This is a genomic window from Kamptonema formosum PCC 10802 (genome assembly GCF_000332335.1).
GTDB lineage: Bacteria > Cyanobacteriota > Cyanobacteriia > Cyanobacteriales > Oscillatoriaceae > Oscillatoria.
On sequence record NZ_KB235950.1, the window covers coordinates 445,007 to 462,557 of the forward strand.

Consider the following 17,551-nt stretch of genomic DNA (forward strand, 5'->3'; position numbering starts at 1 on the left):
GACTCCCACCGGCAGCCAGTGCCGGTTGGCGTGCCCGGGGAAATTTATATCGGCGGCATGTTGGCCAGAGGCTATCTCAACCGGCCAGAGCTGACTGCGGAAAGGTTCATTGACAATCCCTTTTTGCCGCCAAGACAGGGGGATTTGAGCTTGACATTTCCTGAGAGCAAAGTGTGTGCCAATGGTTCACAGTTTTCCGGCACTAACCAGGGGGAGAGTGCTGTTGCCCCACCGGCAACAGCATCAGGCGATGGACCTCACCCCACCGCCACTCCTCTGGAGTTGACATTTCCGCAGAGCAAAGTGTGTACCAATGGTTCACAGTTTTCAGCAAGTGGCCAGGGGGAGAGTGCTGTTGCCCCACCGGCGACAGCATCAGGAGATCGCCCTCACCCCACCGCCACTCCTCTGGAGTTGACATTTCCGGAGAGCAAAGTGTGTACCAATGGTACACACTTTTCAGCAAGTGGCCAGGGGGAGAGTGCTGTTGCCCCACCGGCGACAGCATCAGGAGATCGCCCTCACCCCACCGCCACTCCTTTAGGGTTGACATTTTCGCAGATAAAAGTGTGTACCAATGGTACACACTTTTCAGCAAGTGGCCAGGGGGAGAGTGCTGTTGCCCCACCGGCGACAGCATCAGGGAGATCGCCCTCACCCCACCGCCACTCCTGTGGAGTTGACATTTTCGCAGATAAAAGTGTGTACCAATGGTACACAGTTTTCAGCAAGTGGCCAGGGGGAGAGTGCTGTTGCCCCACCGGCGACAGCATCAGGAGATCGCCCTCACCCCACCGCCACTCCTGTGGAGTTGACATTTTCGCAGATAAAAGTGTGTACCAATGGTACACAGTTTTCAGCAAGTGGCCAGGGGGAGAGTGCTGTTGCCCCACCGGCGACAGCATCAGGAGATTGCCCTCACCCCACCGCCACTCCTTTAGGGTTGACATTTTCGGAGAGCAAAGTGTGTACCAATGGTACACAGTTTTCAGCAAGTGGCCAGGGGGAGAGTGCTGTTGCCCCACCGGCGACAGCATCAGGCGATGGCGCTGACCCCACTGGAACCCCTCTGGGGTTGACATTTCCGGAGAGCAAAGTGTGTGCCAATGGTTCACAGTTTTCCGGCACTGACCAGGGGGAGAGTGCTGTTGCCCCACCGGCGACAGCATCAGGCGATGGCGCTCACCCCACGGCAAGACTTTACAAAACCGGCGATTTAGCCCGCTACCTGCCCGATGGCAACATTGAATTTCTCGGTCGCCTGGACTCTCAGGTGAAAATTCGGGGCTTCCGCATCGAAATAGGGGAAATTGAAAGCCGGCTTCAAGCCCACCCCAACGTGCTGGAAGTCGCAGTCACAGCGCGAGAGGTAGCTCCCGGCGACAAGCGCCTGGTCGCTTACATCGTCCCTCGGGTTCAGCCGGCACCGGCGATCTGTTACCTGCGCAGCTTCCTCCAGAAATACCTGCCCGATTACATGGTGCCCTCTGCCTTCGTGACGCTGGAGGCGATGCCGCTCACACCCAACGGCAAGACAGACCGGCTCGCCCTGCCCTTCCCAGATTCTTTCGGCGCTCAGCCGGCACCAACCGCCGCCGCACCTCGCACGCCGGTAGAGGAGGCGCTCGCCGGCATCTGGACGGAAGTGCTCGGTGTGCAAAAATTGGGCGTCAGCGACAATTTCTTTGAACTGGGGGGGCATTCCTTGCTCGCCACCCAAATAGTATCCCGGGTTTGCCGCAGCTTCCAGGTGGAGTTTCCCTTGCGCTGCCTGTTTGAGTCTCCCACGATTCGCGGACTGGCGGAGGCGATTGAGACAGCCCGGGGGGGATCTTCCAGCCGGCAAGCTCCGCCCGTCGAGCCGGTTTCCCGGGACGCCAAGTTGCCGCTCTCCTTTGCCCAGCAGCGCCTGTGGTTCTTAGACCAATTGCAGCCCGGTTCCTCAGCTTACACCATCCCGCAAGCCATTCGGCTGACCGGCGAGCTCAATGCCCCCGTCCTGGCGCGCAGCATCAGCGAAATCGTGCGGCGTCACGAAGCCTTGCGGACAGTCTTTGAACAGGTGGACGGGCAGCCGGTGCAAGTTATCGCCCCAGCTGTGGCGACAGCGCTGCCGGTGATAGACTTACAGCCCCTGCCTCCCGAACACCGGCATCTGGAAGTCGAGCGGCTTTCCCATGAGGAAGCGGGGCGGCCCTTCGACCTGGCCCGAGGCCCCTTACTGCGAGCTCTCTTGCTGCGCCTTGGCTCCCACGAACACGTACTGCTGCTCACCGTTCACCACACTGTCTTCGACGGCTGGTCAGTGGGAATCTTCTTCAAGGAACTGACAGCGCTCTACGAAGCTTACCGCCAGGGCAAGACGTCCCCTCTTCCCGAGCTGCCCGTGCAGTATGCCGACTTCGCACACTGGCAGCGCCAGTGGCTGGCAGGGGAGGTGCTCGAGTCCCAGCTTTCCTACTGGAAGCAGCAGCTGAGCGGCCACCTTCCTGTGTTGGATTTGCCCGCAGACCGACCGCGACCGGCAGTGCGTTCCTCCCGGGGCGCGAGCCAATCTTTGCTACTATCCCCGGAGCTTAGCGAGGCGCTCAAAGCCCTGTCGCGGCGGGAAGGAGCCACCCTGTTCATGACTCTGCTCGCAGCCTTCCAAACCCTGCTCTACCGGCAGACCGGGCAAGAAGATATAGCAGTCGGCTCTCCCATTGCCGGTCGCAACCGGGCGGAAATCGAGCCGCTGATTGGATTCTTCGTCAACACCCTAGTTTTTCGCACCCACTTGCAGGGCAATCCCACTTTTCTCGAGCTGCTGGGGCGGGTGCGCCAGGTTGCCCTAGAGGCTTACGCTCACCAAGACTTGCCTTTCGAGAAGCTCGTAGAGGAACTGCATGCCCCCAGGGATTTGAGTCGCACGCCGCTGTTCCAGGTATTTTTTAACCTGCTCAACTTGGAAGAAAACCGCCTGGTTTTGACCGGCGTCACCGCTGAAAACCTCCCCCATTCCCAACTGGATTCCAAATTCGACTTAACCCTGTACGCCCGAGAAAAGCCAGAGGGCATCCATCTGGAATTTGTTTACAGTGCCGATTTGTTTGACGCAGATCGCATGGCCCACCTGCTGGCCCAACTCCATCACCTGCTGGAGCAAATTGCTCACAACCCCGCTCAAACAGTCACTCGCTTCTCTCTAGTCACTCCTCGGGCTCTTGCCCTCTTGCCCAATCCCGCTCAACCCCTTTCCTTGCAATGGTTTTGCCCGCCTCACACCCGATTTGGCCAGCAGGCCAAGCGCGTTCCTGAACGCTTGGCAGTTGCGGACAGAACAGAAAGCTTTACTTACGCCCAACTGGATGCAAAAAGCAATCAAATCGCCAACTACCTGCGGGCGCAGGGCGCTCGAAAGCAAGATATTGTTGCCATTTATGCCCACCGCAGCGCTTCCCTGGTTTTGGCTTTACTGGGAATTCTCAAAGCCGGTGCCGCTTTCGTGATTCTAGACGCCAACTATCCAGCAGAGCGTTTGATTGACTGCCTGCTAATGGTTCAGCCCAAAGCTTGGATTCAAATGGAAGCAGCGGGAGCTCTCCCACCGGCCCTCGAAGAATTTGTCACGGCATCGGGTGCGTGCCGGCTGGCGCTCCCCCAAACGGCAGCCGCCGGCAGCAACCTTTTGAAAGACTTTTCGACTGAAGCGCCAGAAATCACAGTTGCTCCCGACGACTTGGCTTATATTGCCTTTACTTCCGGCTCCACCGGCAAGCCAAAAGGGATTTTAGGAACCCACAGACCCCTCTCCCATTTCTTGCACTGGCACACTCAGACATTCGCTCTCAACGAGTCCGACCGGTTCAGCATGCTGTCGGGACTTTCCCACGACCCCTTGCTGCGGGATATCTTCACGCCGCTGTGGTTAGGCGGCACTTTACTCATCCCCGATCCAGAAAAGATAACAGCTCCCGACTGGCTGGCAGGCTGGATGAGCCAGATGCGGATTAGCGTCGCTCACCTGACACCGGCAATGGGACAGCTCTTGAGCTTTGGGGCACCGCTCGCGGAACACCGACCCAGGACAGGCGGAACAACCACCCATTCCAAGCGCCTAGCGCCTAGCGCCCATCTTCGCTATGCCTTCTTTGGCGCAGATGTGCTCACTTGTCGGGATGTCGCTCTGATCCGCTCCTTGGCTCCCTATGTCACTTGCGTCAACTTCTATGGAGCCACAGAAACGCCTCAGGCAATGGCATACTATATCGTGCCCAGTGAGGGAACAGCAGACAGCGCCAAACAAACAGAAACAGAAAAATCCCCAAATCCCCTAATCCCGGCCCCCCATTCCCCATTCCCAAACCCCTATCGAATTCCCGCCGGCAGAGGCATTGAGGATGTTCAATTGCTAGTTTTAAATCAGGGACAGCAGCTAGCCGGCATTGGCGAACTGGGAGAGATTTATATTCGCACCCCCTACTTGGCACTGGGATACCTGGGCGATGAGGCTCTCAGCCAGCAGCGATTTCTTACTAATCCGTTTACTTTAACACCGGCTGACCGGCTTTACAAGACGGGGGATTTGGGGCGGTACAGTCCAGACGGAACCGTTGCGATTGCCGGTCGGGCGGGCAGCCACGGGGAGCTGCCAGGGCAGGTGAAAATTCGCGGCTTCCGCATTGAGCTCGGAGAAATCGAGGGGGCTTTGGCTCTCCACCCAGCTGTGCGGCAGGCAGCCGTCAGGGTTTGGGAAGACGCAACGGGTGAAAAGCGTCTTGTGGCCTACGCTGTCCCGCACCCGGAGTTGGCACCGGCACTCCAGCAGTTGGCACGCTTCCTCAAGGAGAAGCTGCCCGATTACATGGTGCCCAGTACCCTGGTGACGCTCGAGGAACTGCCGCTGACACCCAACGGCAAGGTAGACCGGCAGGCGCTGCCCTTCCCGGACACAGAACGCCCGGAGTTGGGAGCAACTGCCGGTGCGCCCCAAGATATTGCTGAACTGCAGCTAACCCAGATTTGGGAGGAGGTGTTGGGGATTAAACCTGTCGGGGTCAAGGACAACTTTTTTGAGTTAGGGGGGCACTCGCTGCTTGCTGTGCGACTGTTCTCTAAAATCCGCGAGGTTTTCGGCAAAGAGCTTCCCCTGCCTGCGATTTTCGGGGCACCGACGGTTGAGGAACTGGCTATTGTTCTGCGCCAGCAAGGATTCTCAGCGCCAGAGGAATCGCTGGTGCTGCTGAGTTGCCCAAAGAGTGGGGGGGGCAGTAAACCCCCTCTGTTCTGCATTTACGGAATCTTGCTCTATTACGATTTGGCGCGTCACCTCGATGCCGGCAGGCCAGTTTATGGGGTGTACCTGCCGGATGAAGTTGACCTGCTGACAGCGGACTTGCCAGAAAAACAGCTTGCCGGCTTAAGCAATGTGCCGCAACTGGCGAGTCGCTACCTCAAACAAATACGAACTCTCCAGCCTGAGGGGCCGTATTTTGTGGCCGGCGAATCGTTTGGCGGCTTGGTGGCGTTTGAGATGGCGCAGCAGCTGCGGGCGCAAGGTGAGACAGTGAGTCTTTTGGCTCTGTTTGATTCTCTAGTTCCGGGCGACAGGAAACAATTGCCATTAGCTGAGAGGCTTTCTCTTCATTTCCAGAACCTTTCACGAGAAGGACTCTCCTACGCTCTCAAAAAAGCTTGGCAGAGGCTTTCATTAAGCTTGGATAAGCTGCTCGGTATCACCGGCAGGATTTATGGCAAGTTTGACGGTGGCAGCCGGCGTCCCGCCGGGGCGAGTTTGCCAATATATCTCGCTCCGCTGCAAAGGGTTCGGGGGAATCCGCCCCTGCGGCTGCTAGAAGCGGCACAGCGCGATGTCCGCCAGATGGTTCGCCGTCAGGCTTTCACAAATTACGCACCGCAACCCTACCCGGGCAAAATGGTTTTATTCCGGGCGATGGAGCGCAATAAATTTGACCCCTATTACGCCGATCCCCAATTGGGGTGGGGCAAATTAGCCGCTGGAGAATTGGAGGTTTGCGATGTTCCTGGCGACCACATTGGCATTTTGAAAGCTCCGAATGTACAGGTTATGGCTGCTAAGTTGAGGGCTTGTTTGGAGCGCGCACAGATGGCAGCACCTTTCAGGGGTTAGGGCACTGGGCATTGCGGCGGGAGTGGGGCATTAAGCACTGTCGAAAGCCGTCGCTCCAATGTTGCCTGCTGTGGGGGCTGTGGGAGGTGCCGGTCACGGAGCGGGGGCAATTGGCCCGCGCCAGCGGCCCCTACCGGCACGGCCCCCTGGGGCCTTCCCCTACACATTTCATACTTTCCGGTTAAATAGTTTTAATAAATTTCTGGGCTTCTACGTCCGGCATGTTTCCCCACAAGCCGAATTTTTGATATCCGTTTTTGTAAATGATAAGTCTTCCAAAAAATATAATAAATGGCGTGTCGCCTCGGGCAGAGCCGCGATAAGCTGCGGTTCGGCCCTGGCATTTAGGTTGGCGCTACTTGCGAACCCGACGTTTGGTTTTTTCGTTCCAATAGGCGGTGATAATTTCTGGGTTGGGGGGGCCGGCAAGACAGACAACTGTTAACCCTCTCAAAACGTCAATATATTTATAATAAGGAGTTTCCCTCAAGCTGCGGTCATTGAGGGTATAGAGCGTTGCCCCTCTGCTGAATCCCTTGTGCCCATACATGAGGGCAACCTGAATCATGGCATTACTGATTGCCCGCTGCTGCTGCCTCCTCTGCAAATGATTTGTGTCTTTCCAGCGCTCTACGGTTATCAGGCTGCCGATTTCTCTCTTGTGGCCATCATTTTCAACGATGCGGGTGATTTTTCTGTTGGCGTCCATTTTCATTACCTCAACTTCTGAATTCATCTGAGAAAACTTGCAATAAGTTGATATAATGTAGGGAATCATTGATTAGATTTGTTTCAAAAATATAAGTTTTGTAAACTCGTGTTTAATTTTGTTAAAAAGGGAGCCGGGCGCGGCTTTCTGACTGCCGTTTGCGGGGAGGGGATGAGCGGGTGTGGCGGGGGGCTTTTCCAGAACGGGCGGATACGAGAGAGTGCGGACACAGCAGGCAGAGCGCTTGAGGTGGCTGGAAATAAATCCCCACAGTAGGAGACAGGCAAGCCACTGTTTTTTAGCTCGGCGACGCCCTCCTCACACAGCTTTTCACCGCTCTATATAAAAAGTTTTCCCAGAGCTGTCTGAGTGTTAACGCCGGCACTCTCAGTAAGGAGTGCCGTGTGCCGCCGATGGAAAAACGACGCCAGTGGAGCAGTCGGGTTCCAAAGCGCCCGCGACTGACCGGCACCTCGAGTCGGGGAAAGCTTCTCGCTGGCGTGGTGAGACTACAGGTTTAGGTAGTCCTGCATAGGTATAGCAGTAGTCATATTGGTTAAGACATTAATGACATGGCTTATGGGGCTCATGCGCATCGGGCTCATGCGCATGGGGTAAGTAGGGGCGGGTTCACCCAAGATGTCTCTGGGTTTTACCAGATGTTAGTAAACCCGCCTCTACCAGCTTTTGCGTGATGCCATGCATGCGTGATGCGATGATGCCCATGTACTAACCTAAGTGCATACTGCTATAATGATGGGCTTGGGCCGCAACCCAATTTTCCGTAGAAAGCCTTACCGAAGATAACTTGTTGGACGATTAGCCTTTTTTCTATGCTTTCCGGGGTTTTTATCCTTCGCCTGAGCGCAGCACATGCCGGTTTATTAAAAATAATTCTACCGGAAAATCAAACGTGTTAGTAAAGACACCCTTACTTGTGCAGGACTACCGGCGTGTTGAAACCCCCCCTCGCCCGGGCGCGGGGGTAAAAGTGCCGGTGAAGTGGCGGCTACTGGCATGTGCCGGTGGCTCGATTCAGGCAAATGGCCAGCACAGGACCTGCCGGCTGTCGCAACTCGTGACTCGAGTGCCGGCGGCGCATTAGCCCCCAGGGGGCATGGGAGAGCTCCCGAACGGGGTTATATGCCCAACACGATTTGCCACTGTCGCTGGTGCCAGGCAAAGTTTAGGGTGTCCACCCACTCCCGGGGATAGTTGAAGCGCTTGTACTCCCGCGCGAGCAGATCCTTCCATTCCATAAGCTCCTCAACAGTGGCACACCGGCGAATCAGCAACTCCACCTTCAAAAGCCACTCGCGCAGCTTGCGATAGCTGACAAACACCGACAGCATATGCCACCGGTGCACCAGAATCACGTACTTTTTCTTTACGATTCGCCGAATCTGGGACACCGGGATATCCGTTACCTCGGCGATCACCTGTGGGGTGATATCGAAGTCTTTCGGGTTGACCCTGTGGTAGATTTGGGTTAAGTTTTGTTTTTTAGCCATCTTGCGCCTCCTTTGGGCCAGGGTGGCCCTTTTTTTTTTTGCTATGTATAGTATACTATATATCCAATGAAGCTGTCAAGGGGGTGAGGAAAGATTTTTTGACAGGTGCGGGAAATGCTTTAATGAAGAAAGAACTGTATGCTGGGCTAATTTAACGTGGCCGGTAGAGGAAAGACAAAATTCACACCTGACGGATTGCGGGCCATAGGTGCCATCCTCACTGAAGCAAGAGAGGCCAAGGGATTGAGCCTAGCGGAGCTAGAGCGTGCTGTGCGAGACTTTGAGGCCAAACTGCATGGTGTGGGCTCAGAGGAAGGCGAGGATAGCGCCTTTGGGGTATCGGCTTCAACGATCAACCGATACGAAAACGGTTTTGTCAAAAGACCGTCCCTGCCGACGATAGATATTTTGCTGAAAGTGCTCAAGCCGGTGAACCCTGAAACCGGCAACCCCTACACCTTAGAGGAAGTGGTAGCGATGGGCCTGGGCCGATCGATGAATAGCGGATAGGGCTTAGGGGATAGGGGAGAGGGTTTAGGGGAGAGGGGTTTAAGAGTCAGGTGCCGGCACCTCGGACAGCGGGTGCCGCAAAGGGCGCGCGCCGGTGGCACCTGACATCGAAGTCTCACATATATGCGGGAAGCTTTTTCCTGAAATGCCGGCACCTCGGACACCTAACACCTGCCACCGGTGCACCGACCACTATCACGGCTATTAATTCTCCCGCTTCTGGCGGGGGACATTTTTCCCAAACCTGCTTTCTTGCCAAGAAGAGCCCATGCCTTGAAGAACGCCCCTGGCGATCAAGCCAATCCCCCGACCAATCACTTGCGTCAGCACATAGACAGCGCCGGTGCCGAGAAAAGAAACAGTCTCGCGCAGGCGAGGCGCGACTGCATCGCGGCTTTCGAGCACCAGCGTCACCGCCAGCCGAACCCCCTTAAGCTCCCCTAACTCCTGACGCCGGGGGGCATAGACATTGATTTTGGCGATTCCGCGATAGTCGAGCACCAGCAGCCAATAGCGGCTTTCAAAAATCGCCGCTGGTTCCCCAATATATTTTTCCAGGCGATATTTCCAAGACAAATTGTTGCGGAACTTTTCAATCGAGCGGGTAGAAAGCCAGCGCCGGTCATAAAAACCCTGCTTAATCTCCTCCACATCGGGAAAATGATTCAGCAGCGGCTGCACCACCGCATTCGCCACTTGAATGACCAAATTGTGCAGCAAAAACTCAGCTTGCAGCATGGCTTCCGGGCTGCCGGCCCCGTAAGCCGCACTGTCGAGCCTTAACGGAGTTTGAAACAGCAAGTGGGAGAAGAGCTCGACAAGCAGGGGAATTTTATCCAAAATCTCCTTTCCGACAATCTCAGCGTCTTGCAGCAAAACCGGCACCACTTCTATTTCCCGATGGCCGGATATCAGCGTATAGTATTTGCCAAAAAACTCCACAGTTGCCATTTGCCACAAATCCAGCACAATAGCAGACCGTTTCTCGCTCAGCTGAGGTAGCTGCACTTGGGAAAACCGCAGCTCATCGAGGATCTCCTGTAACTGGCGCAGGACAGTTGACAGCAACTCCCGTTTTTTTTCTGCCCGTAAAATATCGATTTCCAGCGCCAAATCCGTGAGATTGGGAAGATGAGAATTCAGCTTGGCGAGGCTGGCTTCAAATAATTCAGATTGCAGGGCCCTAAAACTAATTTCGACTGCGGGAGAGGGCACCGGCAGCCCGCCCGCTTCCGCTGCGCCCAGTGAGGATTGTTCGCTTTTTTCCGGGATTTTCGCCGGGAGAGAGGAATCTTTCTGTTTCTGTGGGAGGGCTGCAGGTGCCGGTTGGGCGTCAGGCGCAGCCAGCAGGGCATTCACGATCCAGCGAGCCGCCCGGAGTTCGCGCTTGCGTCCGGAGAGGACAGCCCGATCCAGGACATTGAGCGCCGGATTTTGCAGTTCGGCGCTCACACCGGCAATAGCTGCTTCAATGTGCCGCAGCCCAGACTGCTGGAGGTTGCGGCGCACGAGTGCCAGTGGGTTGAGCGCCCAGAGTTGAGTCTGTGATTCTGGCGGCAATAGCGGGAGAGCGGGCAGGTGACCCCAATAAGTTTGGCCACGGGCCACCTGACGGATAGCCGCGATTAAGTCAGCCGGCGCGGTGCCTTTCGGGCAGTAACCCCTGACACCGGCTTGCTGCGCCGCTTTTAGCAGTGCGGGTTCAGTGACGGAAGTGAGCAGCAATACCGGCACTTGGGGGTAGTAGGCGCTGAGATGCTGGCAGAGGGCCAGTCCTGACAGGCTGCCGGGGCCCTGGCGGCCCGAGGCCAACTCCAGAATCGCCAAGTCGGCACCGAGGTGGGGCGGGGAGGGGGCGGCACCCGGTGCCGGTTGAATGTCGCCAGCCTTTGCCTGTGGCAGAAGCTCTCCGAGCCGTTGCAGGAGCTCTCTCCCGTCTTGAGCCTCTGCCACCACTTGCAGGTCGTCAAACTGGGCGCACAGGGTAGCGAGACCGATCCGGAAGATGGGGTCATCATCAATCAGCAGCAGTTTCAAGGAGCGCTCGCTCATCACGCTGGAATTTAGGGGTTGGGGACTGGAAAGCACAGAAAATAATAATTATCAATTCTGAATTCTGAATGCTGAATTTCTTCAAAATTCCTAATCGATCGCTCTAAATTTTCTATCTTCGCCAACGCCCCTACCAGCTGATAGCTTACAGCTAATTTTACTGTGGGGGAGCGTATGACTCAGCTGGGGGATAGTAAGTTTCGGCGGAGGGGGAATAGGATTCGGCTGGGGGATAATAGGGTTCGGCGGAGGGGGAAAAAGATTCGGCTGGGGGAGAGTAGGTCTGAGCCGGGGGGGAATCGGACTCCGCTGAGGGGGGAGAGGTCTGAGCTGGATAGGGTTCCGCAGCCGCAGCCGTTTCCTGGCCCTGGATAGTATCTCGCTCAGCAGACCAGCGGGCGATTCCCTCCTGGGCTTCGTAGTAGAGGGCCCGACCGTAAGCAATCTGGGAGGCGATTTGAATCGCTTCCGAGAGGCGGCCTTGAGCGGCCTGCTTCGTAGCTTCATTGAGCTTAGGGCGGTCTTCCGCGATTTGAATTTGGGCCTTCCAGTCAGCGATTGCCGCCCGCGCCTGTTTGTAGAGGGTTCTGTTGGAGCCAATCTTTTCAGCGGTGCGAATAGCGTTGCTGAGATTGCCCTGCTTAGCCTGCAATCGCGCTTGGTCTAAGACCGGCTGGTCTTCGAGGGTTTGAATCCGTTTGTCCCATTCGGCGATCAGACTTTGTGCCTCAGCGCGCAGCGGACGCCCCGGAGCGACTTGACGCGCCTCAGAGATCGCCGCCTTCAGCGCATCAACCGTTCCCGCCGCTGCCACCAGTTGGGCTCGCACTACATAGGGGCGGTCCTGTGTGTCAGCCAGTTCCTTGCGCCACAGGGCAATCAGCGTTTGGGCTTGGATGCGCTTGGGGCGGTCTTGCCCGATGGTTTGCGCTTGGTCTATGGCCAGCTGGAACGCCCCCCCTTGGCCCACACCGGCCAGGGTACTTGCCAGCTGCAGCTGGAGCAGGTCTTGCAGTTGCGTTTGCCAGTCAGCAATTTTTGCCTGGGCTTGCTTGTAGAGGGGGCGGTTGGGGGCGAGCTGGCGTGCGGCGGCTTGAGCTTCCAGGACAGATGCTATGGCCGTCAGCGGAGGCTGATTTAGCACCATTATATCTGGGACAAGCAGCTCAGCCCGGCTGAGCTGCATGAAGTCTTGGGCTTCGGGGTAGAGCGCCGAGTCTGAAGGGACGCGCTTGGCTATTCCCAGCGCCCCATCTAAATCCCGCTCTTTCAGACGCTTGCCGGCCTGATCGAGCAACTTGCGACTCCATTGGGCAATCTCTGTTTGCGCCGATGCATAGGCGTAGGTTTGCGGGCTGACTTTGCGAGCCTGGGCTATCGCCTCCTCCAAGTCAGCCGGCGTGTCGTACCAAGCGATATCCCGCGCCTCTCGCAGCCGCTGCCAGGCTCGTTTTTCCACCGTAATTTGCTTGAGCAGCTCGCCCATGCGTTGCTGCCCCCAGTATTCATTGCGCAGCCGCGACAGTTCCTGGGTGTAGTTTGTCGCCTGCTCCCACTGCCGCGCTTTGATTGCCTGTATGGCTTTGTTGTGAATGGCCATACCTTTATCCCAGTCCTGTTCCCAGGTGGCAGCCGTCGCTTTAGCCTCCGCATACACAGAGCTGCTTTCAGGGATGTTGGCGACAATATTAATTGCGCCCTTGAGATCCCCGGTCTCCATCTTTTTGGTGGCTACGTCCAGCACCCACTTTGACCACTGGTCTTCGAGTTCTTTGGCCTGCGAGTGCAGCGGGTGATCTTTTGGCCAGTTCTTGACGAGTTCGAGCCCCTTAACGAGCTGTTCTAGCTGGCGGGTTGCCGCTGCCTCCCCGGCGCACTGCAGCCGCTCCATATCGGGCGCTAGGGGGGAGATTTGCTTGCAGTTGACGGCAGGCGGCATGGTGATCAGCCAGAAAAACGCGCCGCCGGCTGTCCCCCCAAACACAAGGAGCACACTTAGCCATAACAGTGACCACCCCCAATCCTTCCGTCCGGGCAGGCTTTGAGCGGCTGGCTTGTCAGTCTGAACGGGATTAATCGTATCTGCACTTGGTTTTGGCATCGCAGCAGTGGATGGGTTGTCGCTAGCTGTTGGCCTGCGCACCGGCTCGCGCCTGCGCCGTCGCAAAAGGAATCGGCGGGCTGCGGGTAAATGGGAGTGTTCAAATTGTCTGTTAGCCATCGCTTGCTGCCTTTCCCTGCAATGCTACGTTGTTGCCTGACTTGGTAAGGAAGCTGGCGGGTTGCTGGCGGTTGTGCCGCAAGCATTGCAGCAATCTGACGTCACCTCAATACGCAGTTTATAGAGCTGTGTATCCGGAGAGTTGATTGGGCCGCTGCCGCTTCCCTGTTTCAGCATGGCCTCTCAAGGGCCACCTCTCTCAATCGCTGCTTGTCACTTGTGAATCAAGAAGCCGTTTGCCGTCCTATTATAGGGTCGCGCCCGCGCTTTTGGAACGTCCGGGCCTAAATTCTTCCCTGACGACAGCACGGGCTTGCCGCCGGTCACGCCCCTGCTGGTGTTTCCTTGTTTTTTCACGCGCACCTCCAAAGAAGACTGACTGCTTGCTGGGAAGACCCAAACTCTCTCCTTACGGCGACACGCAGGTGGGATCTGGCACCGAGGTGCCGCTGGGGTGGTGCCCCGACGAGCTGCCATTGGCGCAGGGGGGCTCTTGCGGGGGTGCCGGCGCTGCGGCTCTTGGGGCTGCTGGCGCACCGCCCGCCGCACCGCCCGCCGCACCCCCTTCCGGGACTGGGGCGGGTGCCATTTCAGTGCCGTAAAAGTCAATCCGGTAGTCGGTGATTTTGACCCCGGTTTGCTGCTCGAGTTTCTCAATCAGGTCTTTTGGCAGCCCCACATACACGTCCACAATCCGACCTGTGTCCAGACAGTGGATGTGGCTGTGCGGGTCGCTGATATTGCCGTACAAGCGTCCCTCGGAGCGCTCCACACACTCAATTATCCCCCGCTCGGATAGCGCCTCTAAGTTCTGATACACTGAGGTGTGCCCAATGGCCTTGCCTTGCTGATTTAAGCGGTCGTATATCTCTCGCGCCGACAGGTGTTCATGGGCTTGCCAAAGCAGTTCCAGTATGAAGCGGCGCTGGCGAGAAAGGCGCATACCCAGGCTCTGGCAACGGTTAAGAGCATCTTCTAATGTGGCAATTGGTTTCACGAGCTAGCCTCATTTTTCATCCTTGTTTTTTCATATACCGTTTGTTAGTCGCTGACCGACCTTTTTCTCGTTCATTTTATCCTAGGATTTTTTCTGCCGTCTGCCAAAGGGCGCTTTCTTATGCGCTCCCGGGGCACCTCCGTGCTGGCGCAGCCCTGGGAAAGCCCTCACCCTGACTGGCGAGCGAGCTTTTCGCCTGCGCCCGCCTCTCAAGACCGGCTCTGGCTGCTCTCTGATAGACTGCATAGAGGCGACTAATCTTGTTTTCCCGGCTCTACTTCTCTCCCCCCCTTTCAATGGCCATCACTATCGCGATCGATTCTGAGTGCTTGCGCAATTTGGACCTCTCACCGGCTCAATCCGCCATTGACCAATTGCTCCACTCCCACCCCAAAGCCGCCCCCGAACAGCTGCTGCGCTTTGAGATTGACTGTCCCACCGAACCGGACGACCCGCGCGAACTCTCGGAAATCCCTGAGGTCCGTCTCTGGTTTATTCGCCTGGACTCCTGCTATCCCTGGCTGCCGGTGCTGCTCGACTGGCAAGCCGGTGAGCTTGCCCGCTACGCCGCTATGCTCGTCCCCCACCAGTTCCACCGCACCGAGGGCATTCAGTTCAACCCAGAAGCTTTGGAAATCTTCTTGATGCACAAGGTTTTTACGATCGCCGACTGGCTCGGCAGGCAGGGGCTCCCCAGCCAATCCAAGCTCCTCTCTATGGCTAAGATGCTCGGCTACGACTTGGATGATTCCTTTTTTCAACTGATTTTATAATAACAATTCTCAATTAGCCTAACAAGCGTGGCCCTCTCCCCCTCGCCACACTTGATAAAATAATATCCGCTTAAAAACTACTAAAACAAGCCACCGGCCCTGACAATCCGGTTGATTGCTCATATTAATTTACCCGTTTTTTCGCCTAAAACGAGTCAGTCTGCGTTTACAAATTAGAAGTATTCAAACAAAATTGATAGAGCGCATGGGCATGGGGCGTGGGGCGTGGCGCACGGCGCAAACGGGCATGGGGCATGGCGCATGGCTCATGGGGCATAGCGCATGGGGCATTGAACACAACAATAAATCCCAAATCCTTGCATCCCCTTTTGCGTGATGCCCAGTGCCCAATGCGATGATGCGGGCATCCGGGCATCCCCAATGCGATGATACCCCACCGAGGGAGAATTATGGGTATTTAAGCCAGCGTGATATTATAGCAAGTTTTCCTCTAGCAGCTGCGCAATCATTGCGGTTCTGGAGGTGACACCGAGTTTGCCGAATATGCGGCGCAGATGAGTGGCGACTGTCCAAGGGCTGATGTCAAGTCTCTTGGCAATGGATTTGTTCGGAAGACCTTGTGACACTAATCTGGCAATCCCCAGTTCGCGGGGGCTGAGTCTAATTTGACTCTTGGATCTGGGGAAGCAGCGCACAAGGCAGTAACGTGTCCCATCAATATGAGACTCAAAGATAACCTCCTCTACTGTCTCCTCAGTTCGCTGAAGCCGTTTTGCCGGCTCGCCTGCGTCAACTTGCTTCAGGATATGGTTCAGCATTTCTTGGGTACTCATTGCCTTTCCTGGTTTTTGCGGTTGTACCTACAACTCTGATTGCGTGATTTCACTTAGCATTCCGGGAAAACCGCCCAAACTTTATAAATACTTAACAAAGATTTGCGGAAAATACGGTGTTTCTGAGAGTCCTTTCCTACATAAAACTTCAACGCTGGCGGCAGCCTGCTCTGGGAGAGGGGTCAGCGGTGAGGGGGAGAGTGGGGGAGAAAGATTTTGATTGCCGGCTGCCGGCTGCCGGTGGTCGAGGCACCTGGGAAGCTCAAATCAGTGAGGCTCAACCGAGCGACCGCAAGTTTGTCACCTCTGCAAGACTTACAGTTTTGCAGGAAGTATTATAACAGATGAATTGACTTTTGTCAAGGATAACTTGAGAGGGTGTGGCAAAGGAATCTGCGCCCACCGGCACCCTGAGAGCGAGACAGTCCAGCAGCGCTACCCGCCGAGAAAGAAAAGCTGGCCCAGAGGTGCCGGTGGGGGCGTCCCACCGGCAGCAGAGCCGGCCCGCCCTTGGGCCACTGCGGCGAGCGAACTGACTGGCACCGTCGCAGTGCGTTGCGCGGATCGCCCCAGGTGCCCTATCGACTACCCGAACGCCGTCGCTGTTAATAGGGTGACTCTGTAAGCCAGAATATGAGCAAAGAATGCCTCACTAAACACCCCCTGGAAGTGCCCGGGGGGTTGCAGAAACGTCTTCTTGCTTTCATCCAACTCCAAATTACACATCCGCTAACGCATCAACAGCTGCTGAAGCAAAGGAAACCTCTTCATAACTCGAAATGCCATCGCCATTTAGGTCTGCCATATGGATGGTGCCATCCCCACTGTAAGAAACATCAATTGTGCCATTTTGATCCATATCTATCCCAGTATAAACTACCGTTCCATCACTAGGATTCAGCTCCACCACCGCATCTATCACGCGATCAGCATTCGTATCCAGCATAGCTGAAACAGCATGACTCTGTGGACTAATAGCGACAGATCTAACCCAGGTAGACTCACGCTGGAAAAACCTTGACTGCTGCGTGAAGGTGCGAATTAGATTGCCTCTGGACAGTTGCCACAGCTTGATGGTTCTGTCATCACTACCGCTGACAAGAGTCTGACTGTCTGAGCTAATGGCGATGGAACCAACAGAAGCAGCATGACTGGTGAGAGTGCAGATACATCTGAAGCCCTTAGCCTGCCTGCCTTCAGGGCGATTTGTTCCGCTCTTTGCACTCTGGTAGGACGGGTTTGACGGCGGTGATATTTCTGTAGGCACCGGTGCGACTTCTGTCTTCTGATAGACATTCGTTTGGTTTTTTTGCTGTCTGTGGAGTGGCAATGCCTGCCGCGCCTCTGTCGCACTCTGGTAGCGCTTTTTTGGCAAGTATAGCAGTATGCACTTAGGTTAGAACATTAGACCTTCAAGGGGGGCGGGACGCCTGCCCTACGTCTATAGAGCAGTAAGCATTTAGGAAACCTACATTCCGGCCTCCCTTGCTCGCCCGCTCCCGAAGCTTCTATTGTTCTAACCAATATGACTGCTGCTATGCTAGAGGACGCCAGTTAATCTCGCCGCTTTCTTCGTCTTCGTGATATAGCAGTATGCACTTGTCAGGCTTGATATCTCTGTGGATGACGTTCTGACTGTGAACAAACTCCAGAATGCCAGCTCGCTGCCCTTGGGGGTGGCCTTCGTTCCCACCGGCACAGGTTATCGCACCGGCGGCGGCAACAGTGGGGGGGATAGTAGGGGTGCCAATTGCACCGGCAATTTCAATGCTCCGGTGCGTGCGTCCCGAGGGCCAGCCACAGCAGGACTGCGCTAGCTCAAGGGAGGGGGAGAAAAAAAAGAGGGGATATGCA

Annotated in this window: 15 protein-coding genes; 6 read left to right on the plus strand and 9 right to left on the minus strand. The window is 56.1% G+C overall.

Annotated elements, in window-relative coordinates; genetic code table 11:
* Nucleotides 1–202: 202 nt before the first annotated feature.
* Nucleotides 203–553 (minus strand): hypothetical protein, encoded by a 351-nt coding sequence (locus OSC10802_RS48355; RefSeq protein ID WP_017721587.1) that lies wholly within the window; start codon nucleotides 551–553, stop codon nucleotides 203–205.
* A 24-nt stretch (nucleotides 554–577) separates the two neighbouring features.
* Here OSC10802_RS48355 and OSC10802_RS43380 point away from each other — a divergent pair, with 24 nt between their 5' ends.
* Complete coding sequence (locus OSC10802_RS43380; protein ID WP_155969167.1) at nucleotides 578–6,130, plus strand: non-ribosomal peptide synthetase; 5,553 nt, start codon at nucleotides 578–580, stop codon at nucleotides 6,128–6,130.
* 355 nt (nucleotides 6,131–6,485) lie between these two features.
* Here the strand turns inward: OSC10802_RS43380 and OSC10802_RS45235 are convergent, their stop codons facing one another.
* Complete coding sequence (locus OSC10802_RS45235) at nucleotides 6,486–6,839, minus strand: hypothetical protein (protein ID WP_052334388.1); 354 nt, start codon at nucleotides 6,837–6,839, stop codon at nucleotides 6,486–6,488.
* A gap of 913 nt (nucleotides 6,840–7,752) precedes the next feature.
* On the opposite strand from OSC10802_RS45235, the gene OSC10802_RS52220 reads away from it, so the two are divergent.
* Entirely contained in the window at nucleotides 7,753–7,944 is a 192-nt protein-coding gene (locus OSC10802_RS52220; protein WP_155969169.1) for a hypothetical protein, read from the plus strand.
* Between the two features lie 34 nt (nucleotides 7,945–7,978).
* On the opposite strand, the gene OSC10802_RS0135910 is transcribed toward OSC10802_RS52220, so the two are convergent.
* Nucleotides 7,979–8,350: a hypothetical protein gene (locus tag OSC10802_RS0135910; protein WP_017721592.1), complete on the minus strand. Its 372-nt coding sequence runs from the start codon at nucleotides 8,348–8,350 to the stop codon at nucleotides 7,979–7,981.
* A gap of 156 nt (nucleotides 8,351–8,506) precedes the next feature.
* Here OSC10802_RS0135910 and OSC10802_RS0135915 point away from each other — a divergent pair, with 156 nt between their 5' ends.
* Complete coding sequence (locus OSC10802_RS0135915) at nucleotides 8,507–8,860, plus strand: helix-turn-helix domain-containing protein (RefSeq protein ID WP_082218484.1); 354 nt, start codon at nucleotides 8,507–8,509, stop codon at nucleotides 8,858–8,860.
* Nucleotides 8,861–9,064: 204 nt separating this feature from the next.
* On the opposite strand, the gene OSC10802_RS0135920 is transcribed toward OSC10802_RS0135915, so the two are convergent.
* The 3 genes from OSC10802_RS0135920 to OSC10802_RS43395 form a co-directional block, all read right to left on the minus strand.
* The gene (locus tag OSC10802_RS0135920; RefSeq protein ID WP_232731899.1) at nucleotides 9,065–10,948 is read right to left on the minus strand and encodes a DUF3685 domain-containing protein; all 1,884 of its coding nucleotides are present in this window, start codon (nucleotides 10,946–10,948) and stop codon (nucleotides 9,065–9,067) included.
* Between the two features lie 121 nt (nucleotides 10,949–11,069).
* Nucleotides 11,070–13,013 (minus strand): hypothetical protein, encoded by a 1,944-nt coding sequence (locus OSC10802_RS43390; protein ID WP_017721596.1) that lies wholly within the window; start codon nucleotides 13,011–13,013, stop codon nucleotides 11,070–11,072.
* Between the two features lie 529 nt (nucleotides 13,014–13,542).
* On the minus strand, nucleotides 13,543–14,076 hold the full coding sequence (locus OSC10802_RS43395; protein WP_017721597.1) for a Fur family transcriptional regulator: 534 nt from the start codon (nucleotides 14,074–14,076) through the stop codon (nucleotides 13,543–13,545).
* Between the two features lie 350 nt (nucleotides 14,077–14,426).
* Between OSC10802_RS43395 and OSC10802_RS0135940 the strand changes: the two genes are divergently transcribed.
* The gene (locus OSC10802_RS0135940; RefSeq protein ID WP_026099104.1) at nucleotides 14,427–14,903 is read left to right on the plus strand and encodes a CRR6 family NdhI maturation factor; all 477 of its coding nucleotides are present in this window, start codon (nucleotides 14,427–14,429) and stop codon (nucleotides 14,901–14,903) included.
* Between the two features lie 434 nt (nucleotides 14,904–15,337).
* Here OSC10802_RS0135940 and OSC10802_RS0135945 read toward each other — a convergent pair whose 3' ends face one another.
* The gene (locus OSC10802_RS0135945) at nucleotides 15,338–15,697 is read right to left on the minus strand and encodes a response regulator transcription factor (RefSeq protein ID WP_017721600.1); all 360 of its coding nucleotides are present in this window, start codon (nucleotides 15,695–15,697) and stop codon (nucleotides 15,338–15,340) included.
* Between the two features lie 116 nt (nucleotides 15,698–15,813).
* Here OSC10802_RS0135945 and OSC10802_RS0135950 point away from each other — a divergent pair, with 116 nt between their 5' ends.
* Together OSC10802_RS0135950 and OSC10802_RS52225 are read left to right on the plus strand one after the other, a co-directional pair.
* Entirely contained in the window at nucleotides 15,814–16,038 is a 225-nt protein-coding gene (locus OSC10802_RS0135950; protein ID WP_017721601.1) for a hypothetical protein, read from the plus strand.
* Nucleotides 16,039–16,046: 8 nt separating this feature from the next.
* Entirely contained in the window at nucleotides 16,047–16,322 is a 276-nt protein-coding gene (locus OSC10802_RS52225; RefSeq protein WP_155969171.1) for a hypothetical protein, read from the plus strand.
* A gap of 93 nt (nucleotides 16,323–16,415) precedes the next feature.
* Here the strand turns inward: OSC10802_RS52225 and OSC10802_RS47080 are convergent, their stop codons facing one another.
* The gene (locus OSC10802_RS47080) at nucleotides 16,416–17,072 is read right to left on the minus strand and encodes a WD40 repeat domain-containing protein (protein ID WP_071593420.1); all 657 of its coding nucleotides are present in this window, start codon (nucleotides 17,070–17,072) and stop codon (nucleotides 16,416–16,418) included.
* A 160-nt stretch (nucleotides 17,073–17,232) separates the two neighbouring features.
* Nucleotides 17,233–17,551: hypothetical protein (locus tag OSC10802_RS55290; RefSeq protein ID WP_232731900.1), on the minus strand; the 319-nt coding region annotated here is incomplete at its 5' end.

Coding starts and splice junctions, on each gene's coding strand:
- OSC10802_RS0135945 (WP_017721600.1), bottom strand. CDS start 15,697: ATGAGTACCCAAGAAATGCTGAACCATATCCTGAAGCAAGTTGACGCA.
- OSC10802_RS43395 (WP_017721597.1), bottom strand. CDS start 14,076: ATGCGCCTTTCTCGCCAGCGCCGCTTCATACTGGAACTGCTTTGGCAA.
- OSC10802_RS45235 (WP_052334388.1), bottom strand. CDS start 6,839: ATGGACGCCAACAGAAAAATCACCCGCATCGTTGAAAATGATGGCCAC.
- OSC10802_RS48355 (WP_017721587.1), bottom strand. CDS start 553: ATGTCAACCCTAAAGGAGTGGCGGTGGGGTGAGGGCGATCTCCTGATG.
- OSC10802_RS43390 (WP_017721596.1), bottom strand. CDS start 13,013: ATGCCAAAACCAAGTGCAGATACGATTAATCCCGTTCAGACTGACAAG.
- OSC10802_RS0135910 (WP_017721592.1), bottom strand. CDS start 8,350: ATGGCTAAAAAACAAAACTTAACCCAAATCTACCACAGGGTCAACCCG.
- OSC10802_RS0135940 (WP_026099104.1), top strand. CDS start 14,427: ATGGCCATCACTATCGCGATCGATTCTGAGTGCTTGCGCAATTTGGAC.
- OSC10802_RS43380 (WP_155969167.1), top strand. CDS start 578: ATGGTACACACTTTTCAGCAAGTGGCCAGGGGGAGAGTGCTGTTGCCC.